Genomic DNA, 22,226 nt, shown 5'->3' on the forward strand with positions numbered 1-22,226 from the left:
CACACGATCGGATCCCACGAGCGACGTTCGGGCGCCCGTTCCGGGCAGGGAACGAGAACAGCCAAGTTTACCGAGCCGTCCTCAGTTCTCCCCACGCGGACGAAAGAGCAGACTCGAGATCTGCTTCTTCGCCTCAGGGATCTATCCCGGTTTCGGGCGAAATCGTTACGGAAGTCCCGAGGACGAACAGGCACTCACAGGTTGGTCACAGTGCGCCCGTCTGCCCACGTGTCGACTGCGTCACCCGTGGCTGGGCCGTCTGTGACGACGACCACTACGAGATCGTCCAGGTCGTCCGGACCTGATACCTCGAGTACTTCGATCGGCACGAACGCGTGCGTCGCCCACGAGTCGAACAGAAGGTCGACCACCGAGTCGGCGCCGACATCCGGTTCGCCCATGATCAGCGCGCCTCCACGCGATGTCACCGCAAGCGCCTCGAGCATCGACGCATCCGAGTCGAACGAGCCGTAGAGGAAGCTGCGTGAGTCATAGGCCAGTTCGAACCGTTCGGCGTACTCACCGAGGCGGTGCATCAACTCCGATTGCGTGAGCGAACCCGAGGACAGCGTGATCGCTGTGTGGTCTCCGGACAGCGGTTGGAGCCTGTCGGTGTACGACACCGGATGCCCTGGACGGTCGGCCGTTTCGAGCTCGAAGTCGACGCTGTCCACGACGACCCAGGTCGGTCCGTCCGCTGCCGTTGCCAGGTGAGCGCCGACGGTCACACCGAACTGCGCGTGACCGACCGCGCGATTCGAACCGGGTTGCGACGGAATCACTGCCGCACCCGTCTTGGCCACTGCCCACAACGCCTCGATCGCCGTCGTCGAACGCGTCAGGTGCACCACTACCGACGTTCCCGGTCCGACGCCCCGTTCGATCAGCGAACGAGCGAGTTTCGACGAGGCGACGTCGAGTGCTCGATAGCTGATCTCGTTCTCGCCCGACACGAGCGCTGGGGCCTCGGGATCGTCCTCGACGACCTCCGCCAATACCTTCGGGAGTATCTGCAGGTCCGATCCGAAGGATCCTCCGGCGGCGAGCGTGCCCGACTCGGGTTCCGTGGAGGCCGTAACAATGCGCTCCCGCTCACCCGCATCGAGAATGTCGATCGTCCCGACCTGCCCGTTCGGCTCGTCGATCAACGCGTCGAGAATCGACAGGAACCATCGACTCAGTTCGCTCACGTACCGCCCGTCGAGGAACGTGTCCAGGTACTTGAACGTCAGTTCGAGCTGTGCCTCGACCACGGTCAGCACGGTCAACGGGTAGTGCGTGGCGTCGTTGACACCGACACCGGTGATCTGCAGCCCGTCCACCGAACTCGCCGCTGCGATCGCATCACGGTCGATGGGATACGACTCGAACACGAGCAGGGTGTCGAACAACCTGTCGAGACCGATTCGCTGCTGGATCTCGGTGAGGCCCACGTAATGATGATCGAGCAGGTCCGCCTGTTGACCTTGCAGTCGAACGAGGGTCTCGGCCCTCGAACGTCGATCACCGATGTCGACCCGGACCGGCAACGTGTTGATGAAGAGACCGACCATCGATTCCACGCCGGCAAGGTCGGCCGGACGCCCCGATACGGTGGCACCGAACACGACATCGGAACGCCCGGTGAGGCGACCGAGGAGAATTCCCCACGCTGCCTGCACCACAGTGTTGACGGTGACGCCCAGATCCGAAGCCATCGCACTCAGCGCAGCGGTCCGCTCTTCCGAGAGCGACACCTCGACCTTGTCGATGACCGGTGCCCCATCGGAACGCCGCACACTCTCGGTGAGCAATGTCGGTTCGGCTACTCCGTGCAGAGCGTCCGCCCATCGATCGAGCGAGTCACCCCGGTCCCGGCTGTCGAGCCACGACAGGAAGTTGCGGAACGGACGCACCCGCGGAAGCACGGACGAATCCGCACGCACGGCGTACAACACCAACAGATCCTGCATGAGCAATGGCATCGACCATCCGTCGAGCAGGATGTGGTGACTGGTGATCCCGAGGTGCCAGGCATCTGCAGCCACCTTGATGAGCGTGAACCTGATGAGCGGCGGCGCCGACATGTCGAAGCGCTCCGCTTGTGCAGCAACGAGTATCCGCTTGGCCTCGGCACGGCGTTCGGCCTCGTCCAGGTGCGTCAGATCGATCTCGCGGAACGGCAGTGTCAACTCGCCGAGAACCACCTGAGCCGGCCGTCCGTCACTGTCGGACACGAACGCAGCTCGGAGGTTGGCGTGGCGGTCGAGCAACGCCTGCCCGGATGCGCGCAGTCTCTCGGTGTCGACGACTCCGGAAAGGTCGAGCACCGCCTGCATCGTGTAGACGTCGACCGTCGACTCGGTCATCATCGCGTGGAACAACAAGCCCGACTGCAACGGTGTCAACGGCCAGACATCTTCGACAGTCGGGTATTTCGACTCCCACGTATCGATCTCGGCCTGAGTCGACTCGATCAGCGGCAGATCCGACGGCGTCAATCCACCGGCTTCGGCGGTCCTACTATGTCCGGCCAGAGCACGCATCGCGTCGGTCCACAGATCGGCCAACTCGCTGACGTCGGCCCGGTCGAGAAGTCCGGTCGGGAACGCGAACGTGGCGCCCAACTTCGGACCGTCCGGACTGTCAGTGACGATGGCATTGATGTCGATCGTCGAGTTCGCAGGCATGTCGTCGTCCATCGACGCAGTGAGCGAACCCAGCGTGCCGGTGGGTGCCCATCCGATATCCGCGAGCTCGGCCGGGATCTCGGTGGCCGAGATTCGACCCAGATAGTTGAAGCTGACCTGCCCCTCCGGGACGGATACCAGCGCTGCGGCCGTCTCCTCATCGAGATACCGCAGGATGCCGTAGCCCATTCCGCGATCAGGCACCTGAAGGATCTGCTCCTTGACGGCCTTGACCGCAGAACCGATAGCGGGCCCGCCGGAGAACGCCTCGCCGATATCCAGGGCGTCCAGACGAAGCGCCAGCGGGTAGGCGCTGGTGAACCAACCGATCGTCCGCGACAGATCAGCCCCGGGAACCACCGCTTCCTCGCGTCCGTGCCCTTCGAGAGCGAACAGCGAACTCGTAGTGTGAATCCCGCGGTTCTCGCGCCATCGAACGAGCGCCAACGCCAGGGTTGCCAGCAAGCCGTCGTTGACACCTCCCCGGAACAGACGCGGGACAGTGGTCAGCAAAGCGTCGGTGACATCCGCGGAGATGTCGACCTCGACGCGTTCGACGGTGCGGGACACATCGACAGCCGGATCGAAGGGTCGGCGACCGAGAAGTGGGTCGTCGATGTCGGCCAACGATGTCCACATCGGCAACTCCTCGCGGCGCGCAGGCGACGCAGCGGCCTGGACCAATCCGTGCGCCCACCGACGCATCGAAGTGCCGACGGCCGGCAGCGAAACCGCCTGTCCTGCAGCGAGCTGCGACCACGCGACCGCAAGGTCGGGGAGCAGGATGCGCCACGTGACGCCGTCGACGACGAAGTGGTGGGCAACGATGAGCAGGACCCCGCGTCGACCCTCCCCTTCGACCTCGGTTTCGGAATCGAAGTCGAACCAGACGAACTGGACCATTACTCCCGTAGCAGGGTCGAGGCGCCCCATCGCGGCGTTCAGTCGGTCGGAGGCGAGGGCCTCCAGGTCGGCCCCGGAGATCGACGCATCGACGCGAACCCGTTCGAGTGCAGCGCCCACGTCGACAGTGCCCTGAGCCCGGACGCTCAGTTCGCCGCCCGCGTACACCGCCCGGAACATGTCGTGGTGGTCGATCACTGCCGACAGGGTCGCAGTCAGCACATCTTCGTCGATTCCGACTGGCAGAGACACCGAGACCGACTGCGAGAACCTGTCGAGGCCCCCGCCCGCTGCCGTCACCTTGCGCATGATCGGCGTCAGAGGCATCGAGCCGACGCCGCCGCCCGGCAATTCGGTCAGTACCGCGGGGCGGTCCGCATCACTCACCCGCACAGCGACTTCGGCGAGCCCGGCAACCGATCGTCGCTCGAACACGTCGCGCGGAGTGAAGGACACACCCCGGGCCTTGGCTCGCGAGACGAGCTGGATGGACACGATGCTGTCGCCGCCGAGAGCGAAGAAGGACTCGTCCACACCTACCCGCGGTACGCGCAGAACATCGGCGAACACCTCGGCGATGATCTCTTCGAGGTCGGTCTCCGCTGCGCGATACACCTGCTCCTGGAACACCGGTTCCGGGAGCGCGCGTCGGTCCAGCTTGCCGACCGGAGTCAACGGGATCTCGTCGAGGACGACGATCGACGCAGGCACCATGTGCGAAGGCAATGTCTGCCCGACGAACTCCGTCAGCACGGCCTGATCCACCGTTGCACCGACCGACGGCATGACGTACGACACGAGAACCGTTGCACCCGAGGGCAGATCCTTACCGAGGGTCGCCGCGAACGCAACCGTGTCGTGAGCGGTCAGCGCCGCGTCGACCTCACCGAGCTCGACACGGAATCCACGGATCTTGACCTGGAAGTCCGATCGACCGACGAATTCGAGCTCACGGGCACCTGTGCGCATGGTCCACCGAACGAGGTCCCCGGTGCGGTACATCCGCGCACCTGTCCCCGCGTAGGGATCAGCGACGAACCGGGAAGCGGTCAGTCCGCCGCGTTCGTGGTAACCGCGAGCGAGTCCCTCGCCCGCGAGATACAGCTCACCCGCGACGCCGACGGGGACAGGTCGTAGTCGTCCGTCCAGAACGAGCGCTGCCGTGCCCCGGACCGGTGAACCGATGGTGATCGGTCGCCCCGGCTCGAGTTCGGCGTAGGACGAGATGATCGTCGTCTCCGTCGGGCCGTAGCCGTTGAAGTAGCGTCGGCCTTGCGCCCACCGTGCAAGGAGCTCAGGCGTCGTCACATCTCCGCCGACGGAGAGGACCTCGAGATCGTCCATGCCGTCTGCATCCATCGTTCCCAGCACCGCCGGAGTGATGATCGAGTGCGTGACCTTCTCGGAGATCAGGATTTCAGCCAGGTCCGGCCCACCGATGACGTCGGAGGGAACGATCACCAGTCGAGCACCGGTGGAGAACGCGACCATCCATTCGAGAACCGATGGATCGAAACTCGGCGAGCAGATGTGCAGGAAGCGACTCTCCGAGGTCACCCCGTACAACTCGACCGCGGAATCGAGCACGCCGCGCAGGCTCGCGTGGGTGACGACGACGCCCTTCGGCAGTCCCGTCGAGCCCGAGGTGTAGATGACGTACGCCGGGTGATCGGTCGTCAGCGTCGACCGACGTTCTCCGTCTGCGATCGGTTCGACGGACCGTGCGTCGACTTCTAGGCGAAGCGCGTCGTCGTCGAGCAGCATCCAGGACTTGCCCGGCAACGCATCGACGTACATCGACGCCGTGATCGCTACGACGGCAGCCGAATCGGACAGCATGTGTTCGATTCGATCCGTCGGGTAGTTCGGGTCGACGGGCATGTGCGCACCGCCGGCCTTGGCCACCGCCCAGACGCATACGAGCATCTCGTACGAGCGAGGGAACGCCAGAGCGACAACAGTGTCCGGCCCGACGCCTCGTTCGATGAGCGTCCGCGCCAGCTGCGAGGACGACTCGTCGAGTTCGCGGTAGGTCACCGATCTGCCCGCTATCCGAACTGCGACGGCGTCAGGGGCGAGGGCGACACCCGCTGTCAGGATCTCATGCAGTGTGGTGGCCGAACCGGCGTCACCACCGAACACATGAGTCAGAGCATCGGCCTCGCCGGCATCGAGGAGAGCGAGATCGCCGACCGGTCGAGATGGGTTCGCGATCGCGTCGTCGAGCAAGCGGACGAACCGTACCGCGAAATCAGCGATCGTCGATTCGTCGAACATATCTGCGGCATAGGAGAACTCGGCTGATATACCGTCGAGACCTCCGTCACCGAGCACGTGCTCGCGCAGCGTGAGTGAGAGGTCGAATTTTGCGATGTGAGCCTCGAACGGAACACCGCTGACATGAAGATCCGGCAGTTGCAGATCGGTCGACGGAAGGTTCTCGAACGACAACGCAACCTGGAACAGCGGATGACGCGCGGTCGACCGTTCGGGGTTGAGTACCTCCACGAGCCGCTCGAACGGGATGTCGGCATGAGCGAAGGCCTGCAGATCTGCCTCTTTCGCTCGCGCGAGAATCTCGGTGAAGGACCGGTCGGGCTCGACGTGAGTCCGCAACACCAGAGTGTTGACGAACATGCCGACCATGTCGTCGAGTTCGGACTGCCCTCGACCCGCGATGGGCGCGCCGATGGCGATGTCATCGGTCCCGGACATCCGGGCGAGGAACACTGCCATCGCTGTGTGTACGACCATGAACAGCGTGCTCGACGTTGTCCGTGCTACGTCCACCAGAGCCCGGTGGGTGTCCGCGTCTATGCGGAATGGGACTTTTCCGCCCACGTAGTCGCGCACCGACGGCCTACTACGGTCGGTGGGGAGATTGAGTTCGTCCGGCAGACCGGCCAGCGCACTCTTCCAGTACGCAACCTGCTGCGACGCGATCGAATCCGGATCGTCCTCACTACCGAGAACCTCTCGCTGCCACAGCGCATAGTCCGCATACTGCACCTCGAGCGGAGCCCAACCAGGCGCCTCACCAGCCGCACGCGCCGCGTACGCGATCATGACATCGCGGGTCAGCGGACCCATCGACCATCCATCGGCCGAGATGTGGTGCGCGACCAAGACGAGAACGTACTCGTCCTCAGCGACCTGAAGCAGTTCGCCTCGCATCGGCAACTCGGTGGTCACGTCGAATCCAGCCGAAATGACCGCTTCCACCTTTGCAGCGACGTCGACCGGATCGACCGGCTTGGGCGCCAAGGTCGGCGCCGCAGCCGAAACCGGCAGAATTACCTGTGCGGCAATACCATCCGTCTCCGGATAGACCGTGCGCAGCGACTCGTGGCGCGCCAGCACGTCCCGTACGGCAGCATTGAGAGCCTCGATATCCAACGATCCCGACAGCCGGACCGCCACGGGGATGTTGTTGACCGCGGACTCCGTGTCGAAGCGGTTGAGGAACCACATCCGCTGCTGCGCCAACGACAACGGAACCATCGCCGGACGCTGCCGCGCCACCAACGGAACCCGCACACCCGACCCCACCGACTGCTCCACCCGAACCGCCAACGCACCCACCGACGGCGCCTCGAACACCAACCGCACCGGCACCACCGCATCCAACGCCACACCCAACCGCGACACCACCTGCGTCGCAATCAACGAATTACCACCCAACGCAAAGAAATCATCATCCACACCCACCCGATCCACACCCAACACCTCGGAAAACACCCGCGCCACCGCCTCCTCCACCGGAGTCGACGGAGCCCGAAACACCACAGCCTCGAACACCGGATCCGGCAACGCCGCACGATCCAACTTCCCATTCGCGTTCAACGGCAACGCATCCAACACCACGAACGCCGACGGCACCATGTACGACGGCACAAGACCACCCAACTCCGCCTTCACCGCACCCACATCCAACGCAACCCTCGACCCATCCACACCCTCCACACCCACCACATACGCCACCAACTGATCCCCCGCAAACTCATCCACCCGAGCAACCACCGCAACATCACCCACCCCAGCCACACCACGCAACGCCGACTCGATCTCCCCCAACTCGATCCGGAACCCACGCACCTTCACCTGAAAATCACTACGCCCCACATACTCCAACTCACCAGAACCACTCCACCGCACAACATCACCCGTCCGATACAACCGCGAACCCACACCCACACCCGCAACACCCACAAACGGATTCGCCACAAACCTCTCCGCCGTCAAATCCACCCGACCCACATACCCACGCGCCAACTGCACACCCGCCAAATACAACTCACCCGACACACCCACCGGCACCGGATGCAACCGCTCATCGAGCACCAACACACCCGTATTCCACTCCGGCACACCAATAGGCACACCCGACACATCACCCGCACCCACCTCATGCACCGTCACCGACACCGCAGCCTCGGTCGGACCATACAAATTGAACAACGCACCCGCATTACCCCGACGGAACCACTGCGCCGTCGCACCCGGCAACGCCTCACCGATCGCCAACACCCGCACCAACGACCCCGACAACACCCCACCCGACACCGCCAACAACGCCGACAACAACGACGGAACCACATGCAACGTCGTCACCGACTCCGCCACCATCAACTCATGCAAATACGCCGCATCCCGATGACCGTCCACCGACGCCACCACCACCGACGCACCCGACACCAACGGCGACCAAAACTCCCACACCGACAAATCGAACGTCGCCGCAGTCTTGAGCAACACCACATCCCCCACACCCAAACCGAACTCCGCACGCTTCCACACCAACTGATTCACCACAGCCTCATGCGAGACCGCCACACCCTTCGGCCGACCCGTCGACCCCGACGTGAAAATCACATACGCCGTATTCGACCCCCGCAACACCGACAACCGCTCACCATCACCCACCGGACCACCCGAGAACCCCGACACATCCACCCCAGACACATCCACCACCCGAACACCACCACCAGCAACACCCACAACCTCACCGAACACACCCACATCCACACCACCAGAAACCAACACCAACACCGGCGAGGACACCGACACAATGAACCCATTACGCTCCACCGGCACATCAGGATCCAACGGAACATACGCACCACCCGCCACCACCACCGCATACATCCCCACCAACAAATCCACCCCACGCCGCATACCCAACCCCACCAACACCTCAGGACCCACACCCTCACCGATCAACCACCGAGCAAGCCGAAACACCCGCCCACCGAACTCCCCATACGACAACCGCTCACCCTCGAACACCACCGCCACCGCATCCGACGACACACCCACCCGATCAACAAACAACGACGCCAACGACACCCCACCCACACCCGAATCCAACACCCGCACAGTGTCATTCCACCCCGACACCACCACCGAACGCTCCACCTCACCCAACACACCGATATCACCCACCACCACAGACGAATCCAAAGCCACCGACTCCAACACCCGAACAAACCGCTCCACAAAACCATCCACCGTCACCACATCGAACAAATCCGTCGCGAACGACACATATCCGCCCACACCCAGCGGACGCCCAGCGTCGTCGTAGCGATCCGTCACGATCAGGTGCAGATCGAATTGCGAGATCCCGGTATCCGCATCCAGACCGCTGACCGACAACCCCGACAACTCGAGCGAACTCTGCGCGAGATTCTGGAACGACAGCCCCACCTGGAACAACGGGTGCCGTGCTGTCGAACGCGCCGGATTGAGCACCTCCACCAACCGCTCGAACGGCACATCCGCATGAGCGAACGCCTGCAGATCACTGGCTCGCGTCTGCGCCAGCAACTCCTCGAACGTCATCGACGAATCCACCCGCGTACGGAAGACCAACGTATTGACGAACATCCCGATGATGTCGTCGAGTGCCCTGTCGCTACGGCCGGCGAACGGGGTGCCGATGGCGATGTCGTCGGTACCGGACATGCGGGACAGGAACACCGCCATCGCCGTGTGCATGACCATGAACAACGTGCTGTTCGTCCGGCGTGCGAGCTGGACTAACTGTGCGTGCAGCTCGGCATCGACGACGAAGTCGGCTCTACCACCGGCGTAGGACTGCACGGCCGGGCGCGGACGATCTGTCGGCAGGTCGAGCTGGTCCGGCAGACCGGCCAGCGCACCCTTCCAGTACGCAACCTGCTGCGACGCAATCGAATCCGGATCGTCCTCACTACCGAGAACCTCACGCTGCCACAACGCATAATCGGCATACTGCACCTCGAGCGGAGCCCAACCAGGCGCCTCACCAGCCGAACGCGCCGCGTACGCGATCATGACATCGCGGGTCAGCGGACCCATGGACGATCCGTCTGCGGAAATATGGTGGACCACGAGAGCCAAGACGTGCTCGGTCGCAGACAAGGTGAACAGGCGCACGCGCAGAGGAATCTCCGTCGTGACATCGAACGTCGTCGACGCCAGCTCACGGACACGATCTTCGACATCCGCAACCTCGACGTCGATGATCTGGATGTCGGGTACGACGCGCTCCACCGGGACGACGAGCTGTATCGGACCGTTCTCGGTCTCGGGGTACATCGTGCGGAGAGACTCGTGCCGAGAAATCACGTCCGACACGGCAGCCTGCACCGCCGCCACGTCCAGTGCACCCGTCAACCGAATCGCCACCGGCACGTTGTAGGCGGCAGAACCTGAATCGAAGCGGTTGAGGAACCACATCCGCTGCTGCGCCAACGACAACGGAACCATCTCCGGACGCTGCCGCGCCACCAACGGAACCCGCACACCCGACCCCACCGACTGCTCCACCCGAACCGCCAACGCACCCACCGACGGCGCCTCGAACACCAACCGCACCGGCACCACCGCATCCAACGCCACACCCAACCGCGACACCACCTGCGTCGCAATCAACGAATTACCACCCAACGCAAAGAAATCATCATCCACACCCACCCGATCCACACCCAACACCTCGGAAAACACCCGCGCCACCGCCTCCTCCACCGGAGTCGACGGAGCCCGAAACACCACAGCCTCGAACACCGGATCCGGCAACGCCGCACGATCCAACTTCCCATTCGCGTTCAACGGCAACGCATCCAACACAACGAACGCCGACGGCACCATGTACGACGGCACAAGACCACCCAACTCCGCCTTCACCGCACCCACATCCAACGCAACACTCGACCCATCCACACCCTCCACACCCACCACATACGCCACCAACTGATCCCCCGCAAACTCATCCACCCGAGCAACCACCGCAACATCACCCACCCCAGCCACACCACGCAACGCCGACTCGATCTCCCCCAACTCGATCCGGAACCCACGCACCTTCACCTGAAAATCACTACGCCCCACATACTCCAACTCACCAGAACCACTCCACCGCACAACATCACCCGTCCGATACAACCGCGAACCCACACCCACACCCGCAACACCCACAAACGGATTCGCCACAAACCTCTCCGCCGTCAAATCCACCCGACCCACATACCCACGCGCCAACTGCACACCCGCCAAATACAACTCACCCGACACACCCACCGGCACCGGATGCAACCGCTCATCGAGCACCAACACACCCGTATTCCACTCCGGCACACCAATAGGCACACCCGACACATCACCCGCACCCACCTCATGCACCGTCACCGACACCGCAGCCTCGGTCGGACCATACAAATTGAACAACGCACCCGCATTACCCCGACGGAACCACTGCGCCGTCGCACCCGGCAACGCCTCACCGATCGCCAACACCCGCACCAACGACCCCGACAACACCCCACCCGACACCGCCAACAACGCCGACAACAACGACGGAACCACATGCAACGTCGTCACCGACTCCGCCACCATCAACTCATGCAAATACGCCGCATCCCGATGACCGTCCACCGACGCCACCACCACCGACGCACCCGACACCAACGGCGACCAAAACTCCCACACCGACAAATCGAACGTCGCCGCAGTCTTGAGCAACACCACATCCCCCACACCCAAACCGAACTCCGCACGCTTCCACACCAACTGATTCACCACAGCCTCATGCGAGACCGCCACACCCTTCGGCCGACCCGTCGACCCCGACGTGAAAATCACATACGCCGTATTCGACCCCCGCAACACCGACAACCGCTCACCATCACCCACCGGACCACCCGAGAACCCCGACACATCCACCCCAGACACATCCACCACCCGAACACCACCACCAGCAACACCCACAACCTCACCGAACACACCCACATCCACACCACCAGAAACCAACACCAACACCGGCGAGGACACCGACACAATGAACCCATTACGCTCCACCGGCACATCAGGATCCAACGGAACATACGCACCACCCGCCACCACCACCGCATACATCCCCACCAACAAATCCACCCCACGCCGCATACCCAACCCCACCAACACCTCAGGACCCACACCCTCACCGATCAACCACCGAGCCAAACGAAACACCCGCCCACCGAACTCCCCATACGACAACCTCTCACCCTCGAACACCACCGCCACCGCATCCAACGACACACCCACCCGATCGACAAACAACGACGCCAACGACACCTCACCCGAACCCACACCCGAATCCAACACCCGCACAGTGTCATTCCACCCCGACACCACCACCGAACGCTCCACCTCACCCAACACACCAATATCACCCACCACCACAGACGAATCCGAAGCCACCGACTCCAACACCCGAACAAACCGCTCCACAAAACCATCCACCGTCACCACATCGAACAAATCCGTCGCGAACGTGAACTCCGCATGGATCTCTGCCGGTCGACCATCCGCTGTCGTACCGTCGAAGATCGTCAGCTGAAGATCGGTCTTCGCGAGCGGTGAGTTGACATCGACGGGAGCGATCGTCAGACCGGGCAGCTCGAGGCTGGCCCGTGTCATGTTCTGGAACGACAGCCCCACCTGGAACAACGGGTTCCGTGCCGTCGATCGGACCGGATTGAGCACCTCCACCAACCGCTCGAACGGCACATCCGCATGAGCGAACGCCTGCAGATCCGCTTCCCGTGCCTGCGCAAGCAACTCCTCGAATGTCATCGACGAATCCACCCGCGTACGGAAGACCAACGTATTGACGAACATCCCGATCATGTCGTCGAGCGCCTTGTCTCCGCGACCGGCAACAGGGGTTCCGACTGCGATGTCGTCGACTCCGGACATGCGGGACAGGAAGACCGCGAACGCGGCATGCATCGTCATGAACAACGTCGCGTGGTGCTTACGTGACAGATCGAGAAGAGCACTGTGCAGATTCGCGTCTATCGTGAAGCGAACCGAGTCGCCTCGGAAGCTCTGATGCGCCGGCCGAGGTCGATCCGAGGGCAGGTCGAGCTGGTCCGGTAGACCGGCCAGCGCACTCTTCCAATACGCAACCTGCTGCGAAGCAATCGAATCCGGATCGTCCTCACTACCGAGAACCTCACGCTGCCACAACGCGTAATCCGCGTACTGCACCTCGAGCGGAGCCCAACCAGGCGCCTCACCAGCCGAACGCGCCGCGTAGGCCACCATCACATCACGCACGAGCGGTGCCATGGACGCGCCGTCCGCCGAGACGTGGTGGATGACGAACGCGAGCACGTACTCGTCGTCGGCCAGCCGGAACAGTTGCGCGGCTCGTGGAATCTGGGTCGTGACATCGAACGCGGTCATCATCAAATCGATGACGCGCCGACGAATGTCCGCCTCCTCGACGTCGTCGACCGCCAGGACGGCATCGGCATCGTCGACGCGCAGAATCTCCTGATGCGGACCGTCCATCGAGTCGGGGTAGATCGTTCGAAGAGACTCGTGGCGTGCGATGAGGTCGGCCACCGCTGCTTCCAGTGCGGAGACGTCGAGTTGCCCACTCAGTCGCACAGCGAACGGAATGTTGTCCACGGCGGAGGTCGTGTCGTACTGGTTGAGGAACCAGTACCGCTGCTGCGCCAACGACAACGGAATGCGTGCGGGCCGATCGACGGCGACAAGTTCTCGCTGCCCGCCGCTACCGACCTGGCTCGCGATCCGCACCGCAAGTTCTGCGACCGTGGATGCCTCGAACAGTTCGCGCACGCCGATCTTCGTGTTCAGGACCTGCCCCAACCGCGAGACCAGCTGCGTAGCGATCAGCGAGTTGCCGCCGAGTTCGAAGAAGTCGTCGTCGAGACCGACTTGTTCGAGTGCCAGGACCCCGGCGAAGGTGTCGGCGACGATCTCTTCGACCGGTGTAGTAGGTGCTCGGAATTCCTTCGCCGCCAGCACGGGTGCAGGCAGCGCCTTGCGATCTAGCTTGCCGCTCGAGCCGAGAGGGAACTCCTCGAGCACGACGAAGACGGACGGCACCATGTACTCGGCGAGCTTCGTGCCGAGTGCAGAGCGAACTGCCGCTCTGTCGAAGTCCTCGGTGTTCACCACGACGTATGCAACGAGTTGCTCGTCGCGAACCTGCACCGCTGCCTGGGCGATCGAATCCTGCTCGAGCAGGATCGTTTCGATCTCGCCGAGTTCGATACGCAGACCACGGAGTTTGACCTGGAAGTCGCTGCGGCCCACGTAGTCGAGCTCGCCGCTCGCGGTCCAACGGACGACGTCGCCCGTTCGGTACAGCCGCTCACCGCGGGAACGCGCTTCCGGCACGGGGTGGGCGACGAACCTGTCGGCCGTCAGATCCGGACGACCGACATAGCCGCGGGCAAGTTGAACACCCGCCAAATACAGCTCACCCTCGACACCGACCGGGACAGGAGCGAGACGACGATCCAGGACGAACACTCGGGTGTTCCACACCGGGGCGCCGATGGGAACGACCGTCTCCCCCTCCAGCACCTCGTGGAACGTCACGTCGACGGCAGCTTCGGTCGGTCCGTACAGATTGTGCAGCCGGACGTTCGGCAGAGCTCCGAACAGGCGCTGAGCAGTGGCCGCCGGTAGTGCCTCGCCCGACGCGAACACCTGTCGCACCGTGGGCAACTGAACTTGGCGAGCTTCGAGCTCAGCGACGAATACCGACAGCATCGACGGGACGAAGTGCACAGTGGTCACGGACTCTTCGGCCACGACGCGAGCCAGGTAGTGCGGATCGCGGTGGCCGTCGGGTATGGCGACGACGACCGATGCGCCAACCTGCAGGGCCCAGAAGAACTCCCAGACGGATACGTCGAACGTGAACGGCGTCTTCTGCAGCACTACGTCGTTCTCGGCGAGTCGATACGTGTCCTGCATCCACAGCAGCCGGTTGACGATGGCCTCGTGCGAGACCGCCACACCCTTCGGCCGACCCGTCGACCCCGACGTGAAAATCACATACGCCGTATTCGACCCCCGCAACACCGACAACCGCTCACCATCACCCACCGGACCACCCGAGAACCCCGACACATCCACCCCAGACACATCCACCACCCGCACACCACCACCAGCAACACCCACAACCTCACCGAACACACCCACATCCACACCACCAGAAACCAACACCAACACCGGCGAGGACACCGACACAATGAACCCATTACGCTCCACCGGCACATCAGGATCCAACGGAACATACGCACCACCCGCCACCACCACCGCATACATCCCCACCAACAAATCCACCCCACGCCGCATACCCAACCCCACCAACACCTCAGGACCCACACCCTCACCGATCAACCACCGAGCCAAACGAAACACCCGCCCACCGAACTCCCCATACGACAACCGCTCACCCTCGAACACCACCGCCACCGCATCCGACGACACACCCACCCGATCGACAAACAACGACGCCAACGACACCTCACCCGAACCCAAACCCACACCCGAATCCAACACCCGCACAGTGTCATTCCACCCCGACACCACCACCGAACGCTCCACCTCACCCAACACACCAATATCACCCACCACCACAGACGAATCCGAAGCCACCGACTCCAACACCCGAACAAACCGCTCCCCGAACAACACCATCGTCGACTCGTCGAACAAATCCGTCGCATACGTCAACGTCGCAGACAACCCCGCAGGACCACCATCGACATCGAACAACTCCGTCACCGTCACCTGCACATCGAACTTCGCCACCGCAGCATCGAACTCCACCGCCGACACCGACAACCCCGGCAACTCCAACGACGTCCGCTCCAAATTCTGGAACGACAACATCACCTGAAACAACGGATGACGCCCCTGCGACCGCGCCGGATTGAGCACCTCCACCAACCGCTCGAACGGCACATCCGCATGCCCGAACGCCCCCAAATCACGCTCCCGCACATCCCGCACCACATCAGCAAACGACCAATCCAACCCGAACACCGACCGCAACACCAACGTATTGACGAACATCCCGATCACATCATCGAGAGCAGCCTCACCACGACCCGCCACCGGCGTACCCACCGCCACATCATCGACACCCGACAACCGCGACAACAACACCGCCAACGCCGAATGCACCACCATGAACAACGACGCATTCAACTCACGAGCCACCACACCCAACCCACGATGCACACCCGCATCCACCGAAAACACAACATTCGCACCACGATTCGACGCCACCACCGGACGCACCCGATCAGCAGGCAAATCCAACTGATCCGGCAACCCATCCAACGCCGACCGCCAAAACGACACCTGCTGCGACAACAACGAATCCGGCTCCGACTCCGAACCCAACACCGCACGCTGCCACAACGCATAATCCGCATACTGCACCGGCAAAGGAGCCCACCCCGGCTCCTCACCACCAACCCGCGCCACATACGCACCCATCACATCCCGCGTCAACGGCCCCATCGAAAAACCATCAGCCGCAATATGATGCACAACAAACACCACAACAAACTCAGAAACACCAGAACCCGAACCCACCACCTCGAACAAACCAGCCCGAAACGGCACCTCCGCAGTCACATCGAAACCGGACGATACGAAGCGACGCAGCGTCTCCGGGAGGTCGGCCGCGTCGATAGAGCGCGCCGACATATCGGGACTGACGACGGCGGTCGGCAGGATCTCTTGCATTCCTGCACCGTCGATGTCGGGATAGACGGTACGAAGCGACTCGTGCCTGGTGAGCAGGTCGTCGACAGCTCGACTGAGCGCCGACACGTCGAGCTGACCCGTCAGACGGATCGCCACCGGAATATTGTTCACCGCAGACGCAGTATCGAACCGATTCAAGAACCACATACGCTGCTGCGCAAGCGACAACGGAATGATCTCCGGCCGCTCCTGCGCCACGAGCGCACGGCGAGCGCCCCGCCCGACCTGCGTTTCCACCAGCGAAGCCAAGGCACTCACCTTGGGCGCATCGAACAGAATCCTCACCGGAAGCTGCGTCTCGAGTGCCGTGCCCAGTCGGGACACCAGCTGCGTAGCGATCAGCGAGTTGCCGCCGAGTTCGAAGAAGTCGTCGTCGAGACCGACTCGTTCGAGTCCGAGGACTCCGGCGAAGGTGTCGGCGACGATCTCTTCCACAGGCGTGGTCGGTGCCCTGAACTGCGTGGCCTCGAACACCGGGTCTGGCAGAGCATTTCGATCGAGCTTTCCGCTCGCACCGAGCGGAAACTTCTCGAGCACCAACAAGGTCGACGGCACCATGTACGCCGGCAACTTCGCTGCAGCCGCAGCCGTGACTTCGTCGAGCTCGACAGTGGTACCGGGCTCGGGGATGAGGTACCCGACCAGGCGATCGTTGCGCACGAGAACGACAGCGCTCGCGACCGAGTCATCGTCCGTCAGAACAGCTTCGATCTCGCCCAATTCGATACGCAGGCCACGCACCTTGACCTGGAAGTCGGTACGCCCGACATATTCGATCTCACCGTTCTTCGTCCACCGCACGAGGTCACCTGTGCGGTAGAGACGCGACGGCGTCGATGCACCCTGATCCGCGAACGGGTCGGCGACGAATGCGCTGGCGGTCAGGTCGGGACGCGACGCGTATCCCCGCGCGACCTGCGGGCCCGATAGATACAGCTCACCTGCGACACCGACTGGAACCGGGTGCAGACGCTGATCGAGGATGAGAGCTCGGGTGTTCCACACGGGCGAACCGATGGTGATCGACTCTTGTGCAGAGTGCACCATTCCCTCGGTTGCATGCACCGTGAACTCGGTCGGGCCGTAGAGGTTGTGCAACGCCACCCCCGGCAGGGCGCGCTCGAAGGCGCGCACGACCGACATCGACAACGCTTCGCCTGCCGCAAGGACGACACGCAACGATCGGAACGACTCGGTGTCGAATCCTGATGTTTCGGCGACGAACACCGACAGCATCGACGGGACGAACGACGTCATGGTGACCGCTTCGTCCGCGATCACCTGGGCGAGGTACCGAGCATCGCGGTGCCCGTCGGGCGCAGCCAGCACCATTCGTCCACCGGTAAGCAGGGTGCCGAACAGCTCCCACAGCGACACGTCGAATGTGACGGGTGTCTTCTGCAACACCACATCCTGAGGTCCCATCTCGAATCTATCGGTGAGCCAAGCGATCTGGTTGACGATGGCCTCGTGCGAGACCGCCACACCCTTCGGCCGACCCGTCGACCCCGACGTGAAAATCACATACGCCGTATTCGACCCCCGCAACACCGACAACCGCTCACCATCACCCACCGGACCACCCGAGAACCCCGACACATCCACCCCAGACACATCCACCACCCGCACACCACCACCAGCAACACCCACAACCTCACCGAACACACCCACATCCACACCACCAGAAACCAACACCAACACCGGCGAGGACACCGACACAATGAACCCATTACGCTCCACCGGCACATCAGGATCCAACGGAACATACGCACCACCCGCCACCACCACCGCATACATCCCCACCAACAAATCCACCCCACGCCGCATACCCAACCCCACCAACACCTCAGGACCCACACCCTCACCGATCAACCACCGAGCCAAACGAAACACCCGCCCACCGAACTCCCCATACGACAACCGCTCACCCTCGAACACCACCGCCACCGCATCCGACGACACACCCACCCGATCGACAAACAACGACGCCAACGACACCTCACCCGAACCCAAACCCACACCCGAATCCAACACCCGCACAGTGTCATTCCACCCCGACACCACCACCGAACGCTCCACCTCACCCAACACACCAATATCACCCACCACCACAGACGAATCCGAAGCCACCGACTCCAACACCCGAACAAACCGCTCCCCGAACAACACCATCGTCGACTCGTCGAACAAATCCGTCGCATACGTCAACGTCGCAGACAACCCCGCAGGACCACCATCGACATCGAACAACTCCGTCACCGTCACCTGCACATCGAACTTCGCCACCGCAGCATCGAACTCCACCGCCGACACCGACAACCCCGGCAACTCCAACGACGTCCGCTCCAAATTCTGGAACGACAACATCACCTGAAACAACGGATGACGCCCCTGCGACCGCGCCGGATTGAGCACCTCCACCAACCGCTCGAACGGCACATCCGCATGCCCGAACGCCCCCAAATCACGCTCCCGCACATCCCGCACCACATCAGCAAACGACCAATCCAACCCGAACACCGACCGCAACACCAACGTATTGACGAACATCCCGATCACATCATCGAGAGCAGCCTCACCACGACCCGCCACCGGCGTACCCACCGCCACATCATCGACACCCGACAACCGCGACAACAACACCGCCAACGCCGAATGCACCACCATGAACAACGACGCATTCAACTCACGAGCCACCACACCCAACCCACGATGCACACCCGCATCCACCGAAAACACAACATTCGCACCACGATTCGACGCCACCACCGGACGCACCCGATCAGCAGGCAAATCCAACTGATCCGGCAACCCATCCAACGCCGACCGCCAAAACGACACCTGCTGCGACAACAACGAATCCGGCTCCGACTCCGAACCCAACACCGCACGCTGCCACAACGCATAATCCGCATACTGCACCGCCAAAGGAGCCCACCCCGGCTCCTCACCACCAACCCGCGCCACATACGCACCCATCACATCCCGCGTCAACGGCCCCATCGAAAAACCATCAGCCGCAATATGATGCACAACAAACACCACAACAAACTCAGAAACACCAGAACCCGCACCCACCACCTCGAACAAACCAGCCCGAAACGGCACCTCCGCAGTCACATCGAAACCAACGGAAACGAATTCGACGACACGGCCGAGCACGTCGGCTTCCGACACCGGCTCGGCCGACAACGTCGGGGCGACCGCGTCCGCGTCGAGGACCAATTGCGATCCGACGCCGTCGATTTCGGGATAGATCGTTCGCACGGACTCGTGACGGACGAGAACATCGCGAATAGCAAGATTGAGCGCCGACACGTCGAGCTGACCCGTCAGACGAATCGCCACCGGAATATTGTTCACCGCAGACGCAGTATCGAACCGATTCAAGAACCACATACGCTGCTGCGCAAGCGACAACGGAATGATCTCCGGCCGCTCCTGCGGTACCAGAGGCGCCGCGCCTCCCTCGCCCTGCGCGACCGCCTTGTCGACGAGCACTGCGAGTCCGGCAATAGTCGGCGCATCGAAGAAGTCGCGGACATCGGTGCGGATGTCGAAGCGCGCATTGATGCGAGAGATGACCCGGGTGGCGATCAGCGAGTTGCCGCCGATCGCGAAGAAGTCATCGTCGGCGCCGATGGTCTCGGAGCCGAGCACCTCACCGAACACAGCTGCCAGAGCCAGTTCGGTCTCGGTGGACGGTTCTCGGTATTCGTTTGCCAGCGACGAGAACTCGGGCGCCGGCAGTGCCTTTCGGTCGAGCTTTCCGCTCGAACCGAGTGGAAACTCCCCGACCGAAACGAACAACGCGGGAACCATGTACTCGGGTAGCCGAGCCGCCACGACCTCGGCGAGGCTGTTCTGCTCGACGTCCGCACCCGACGCAGGTACCACGTACGCAACGAGGACGTCACCGAGCGTCGCATCCGCGTGGACGAGAGCCACCGCCTGCGAGACCGACTCGTGTTCGAGAATCGCAGTCTCGATCTCACCGAGCTCGATGCGCAGACCACGGAGTTTCACCTGGAAGTCGGTGCGTCCCACGTATTCCAGCATTTCGACGCCCGCGCGCGGCACCCACCGTACGAGGTCGCCGGTCCGGTACATCCGCTGGCCGTTCTCGAACGGATCGGCCACGAAGCGGTCCGCGGTGAGGTCCGGTCGGGCCACGTACCCGCGCGCCAACTGCACGCCCGCGAGATAGAGCTCACCCTCGGCGCCGGTTGTCACCGGACGCAGGCCGTCGTCCAGCACGTAGAGCTGCGTGTCGACCACGGCCCTGCCGATCGGTACCGACCCGGATTCCACTGCAGCGGTCTCGTAGTAGGTGACGTCGACGGCAGCTTCGGTCGGACCGTACAGGTTGTGCAGTTCGGCGGAGCTGACGGCATGGAATCGTGTCGTGGTCTGGGCGGGAAGGGCCTCACCGGACGCGAACACGTAGCGCAGAGTGCGGATTTCGCTGATCGTCGGTTCAGCGACGAAGACCGCCAGCATCGACGGGACGAAGTGGGCAACGGTCACGTTGCGTTCGGTCATGACCCGGGCGAGATACGCCGGATCACGATGGCCGTCGTGTGCCGCGACGACGAGCCGCGCACCGATCTGCAACGGCCAGAAGAATTCCCACACCGACACGTCGAACGTGAACGGTGTCTTCTGCAGCACGACGTCGTGCGGGGTCAGGGTGTACTCGTCCTGACGCCACTGGACATTGCTGACGATCGCGCGATGGGTTACCGCCACCCCCTTGGGGCGTCCCGTGGACCCGGAAGTAAAGATGACATAGGCCAGGGCGTCGTCGGTGAGTGTCCGGACCCGGTCGTCGTCGGTGAGTGGGGTCGACTCGAGATCGTCCAGGTCGAGTAGGTCGATCGACAGCACCTCGACATCGACGGGAAGATCGAGCGGCTGTGTGGAAACTCCGAGTACCGCGGCGGGTTGTGCGACGTCGAGTACGTAGGCGAGCCGGTCGGCCGGGTGATCAGGATCGAGAGGAACGTAGGCCGCGCCGGATTTCACGATCGCGTACATGCCGACTAGGAGGTCGATTGAGCGTCGGATACCGAGCCCGACGAGAGACTCGGGGCCGATCCCCATCGACACGAGGTGTCGGGCGAGTCGATTGGCACGCGCATCGAATTCCGCATACGTCAGCGATTCACCGTCGAACTCGATGGCGATCGAATCCGGGGTACGAGCGACCTGTTCCTCGAACCTGGACACGAGAGTCGGCGGACCTGCCGGAGTGAGATCTCCCAACACCTCTGACGCGTCGGCGACGATCGAATCGACGATGCCTGCGAGACCGATGGATTCGAGAGCGCCCGGAACGACGTTCGACAGCACGACAGTGACGAGAGCCTCGGTTCCGAGTGCACCTCCCATGGCCGCTTCGAGTGCGGTCAGTTCGGCGTGCAGAGTCGTGTAGCTCACAGCCGTCTCGCCATGGGTCATGGCGATGCGATCAGGCGCAGCATCGACGACTGAAGCGATCACGCCCGGAAGTTCTTCCACTGCTACGCCGCCAGCAGCGCCCTGACTCCGAGTGTTCGGCCGACCATTCGACATCTTCGGTGT

The 22,226-nt window shown here is 62.9% G+C and carries 1 protein-coding gene; it reads right to left on the reverse strand.

Annotation, left to right across the window (positions count from 1 at the left end):
- Positions 1-194: 194 nt before the first annotated feature.
- Positions 195-22,217, reverse strand: a complete 22,023-nt coding sequence (locus WDS16_RS14100) for a non-ribosomal peptide synthase/polyketide synthase (RefSeq protein ID WP_338885885.1) — start codon at positions 22,215-22,217, stop codon at positions 195-197.
- Positions 22,218-22,226 lie beyond the last annotated feature (9 nt).

It is taken from the genome of Rhodococcus sovatensis, assembly GCF_037327425.1.
GTDB lineage: Bacteria > Actinomycetota > Actinomycetes > Mycobacteriales > Mycobacteriaceae > Rhodococcoides > Rhodococcoides sovatense.

Coding starts and splice junctions, on each gene's coding strand:
- WDS16_RS14100 (WP_338885885.1), bottom strand. CDS start 22,217: ATGTCGAATGGTCGGCCGAACACTCGGAGTCAGGGCGCTGCTGGCGGC.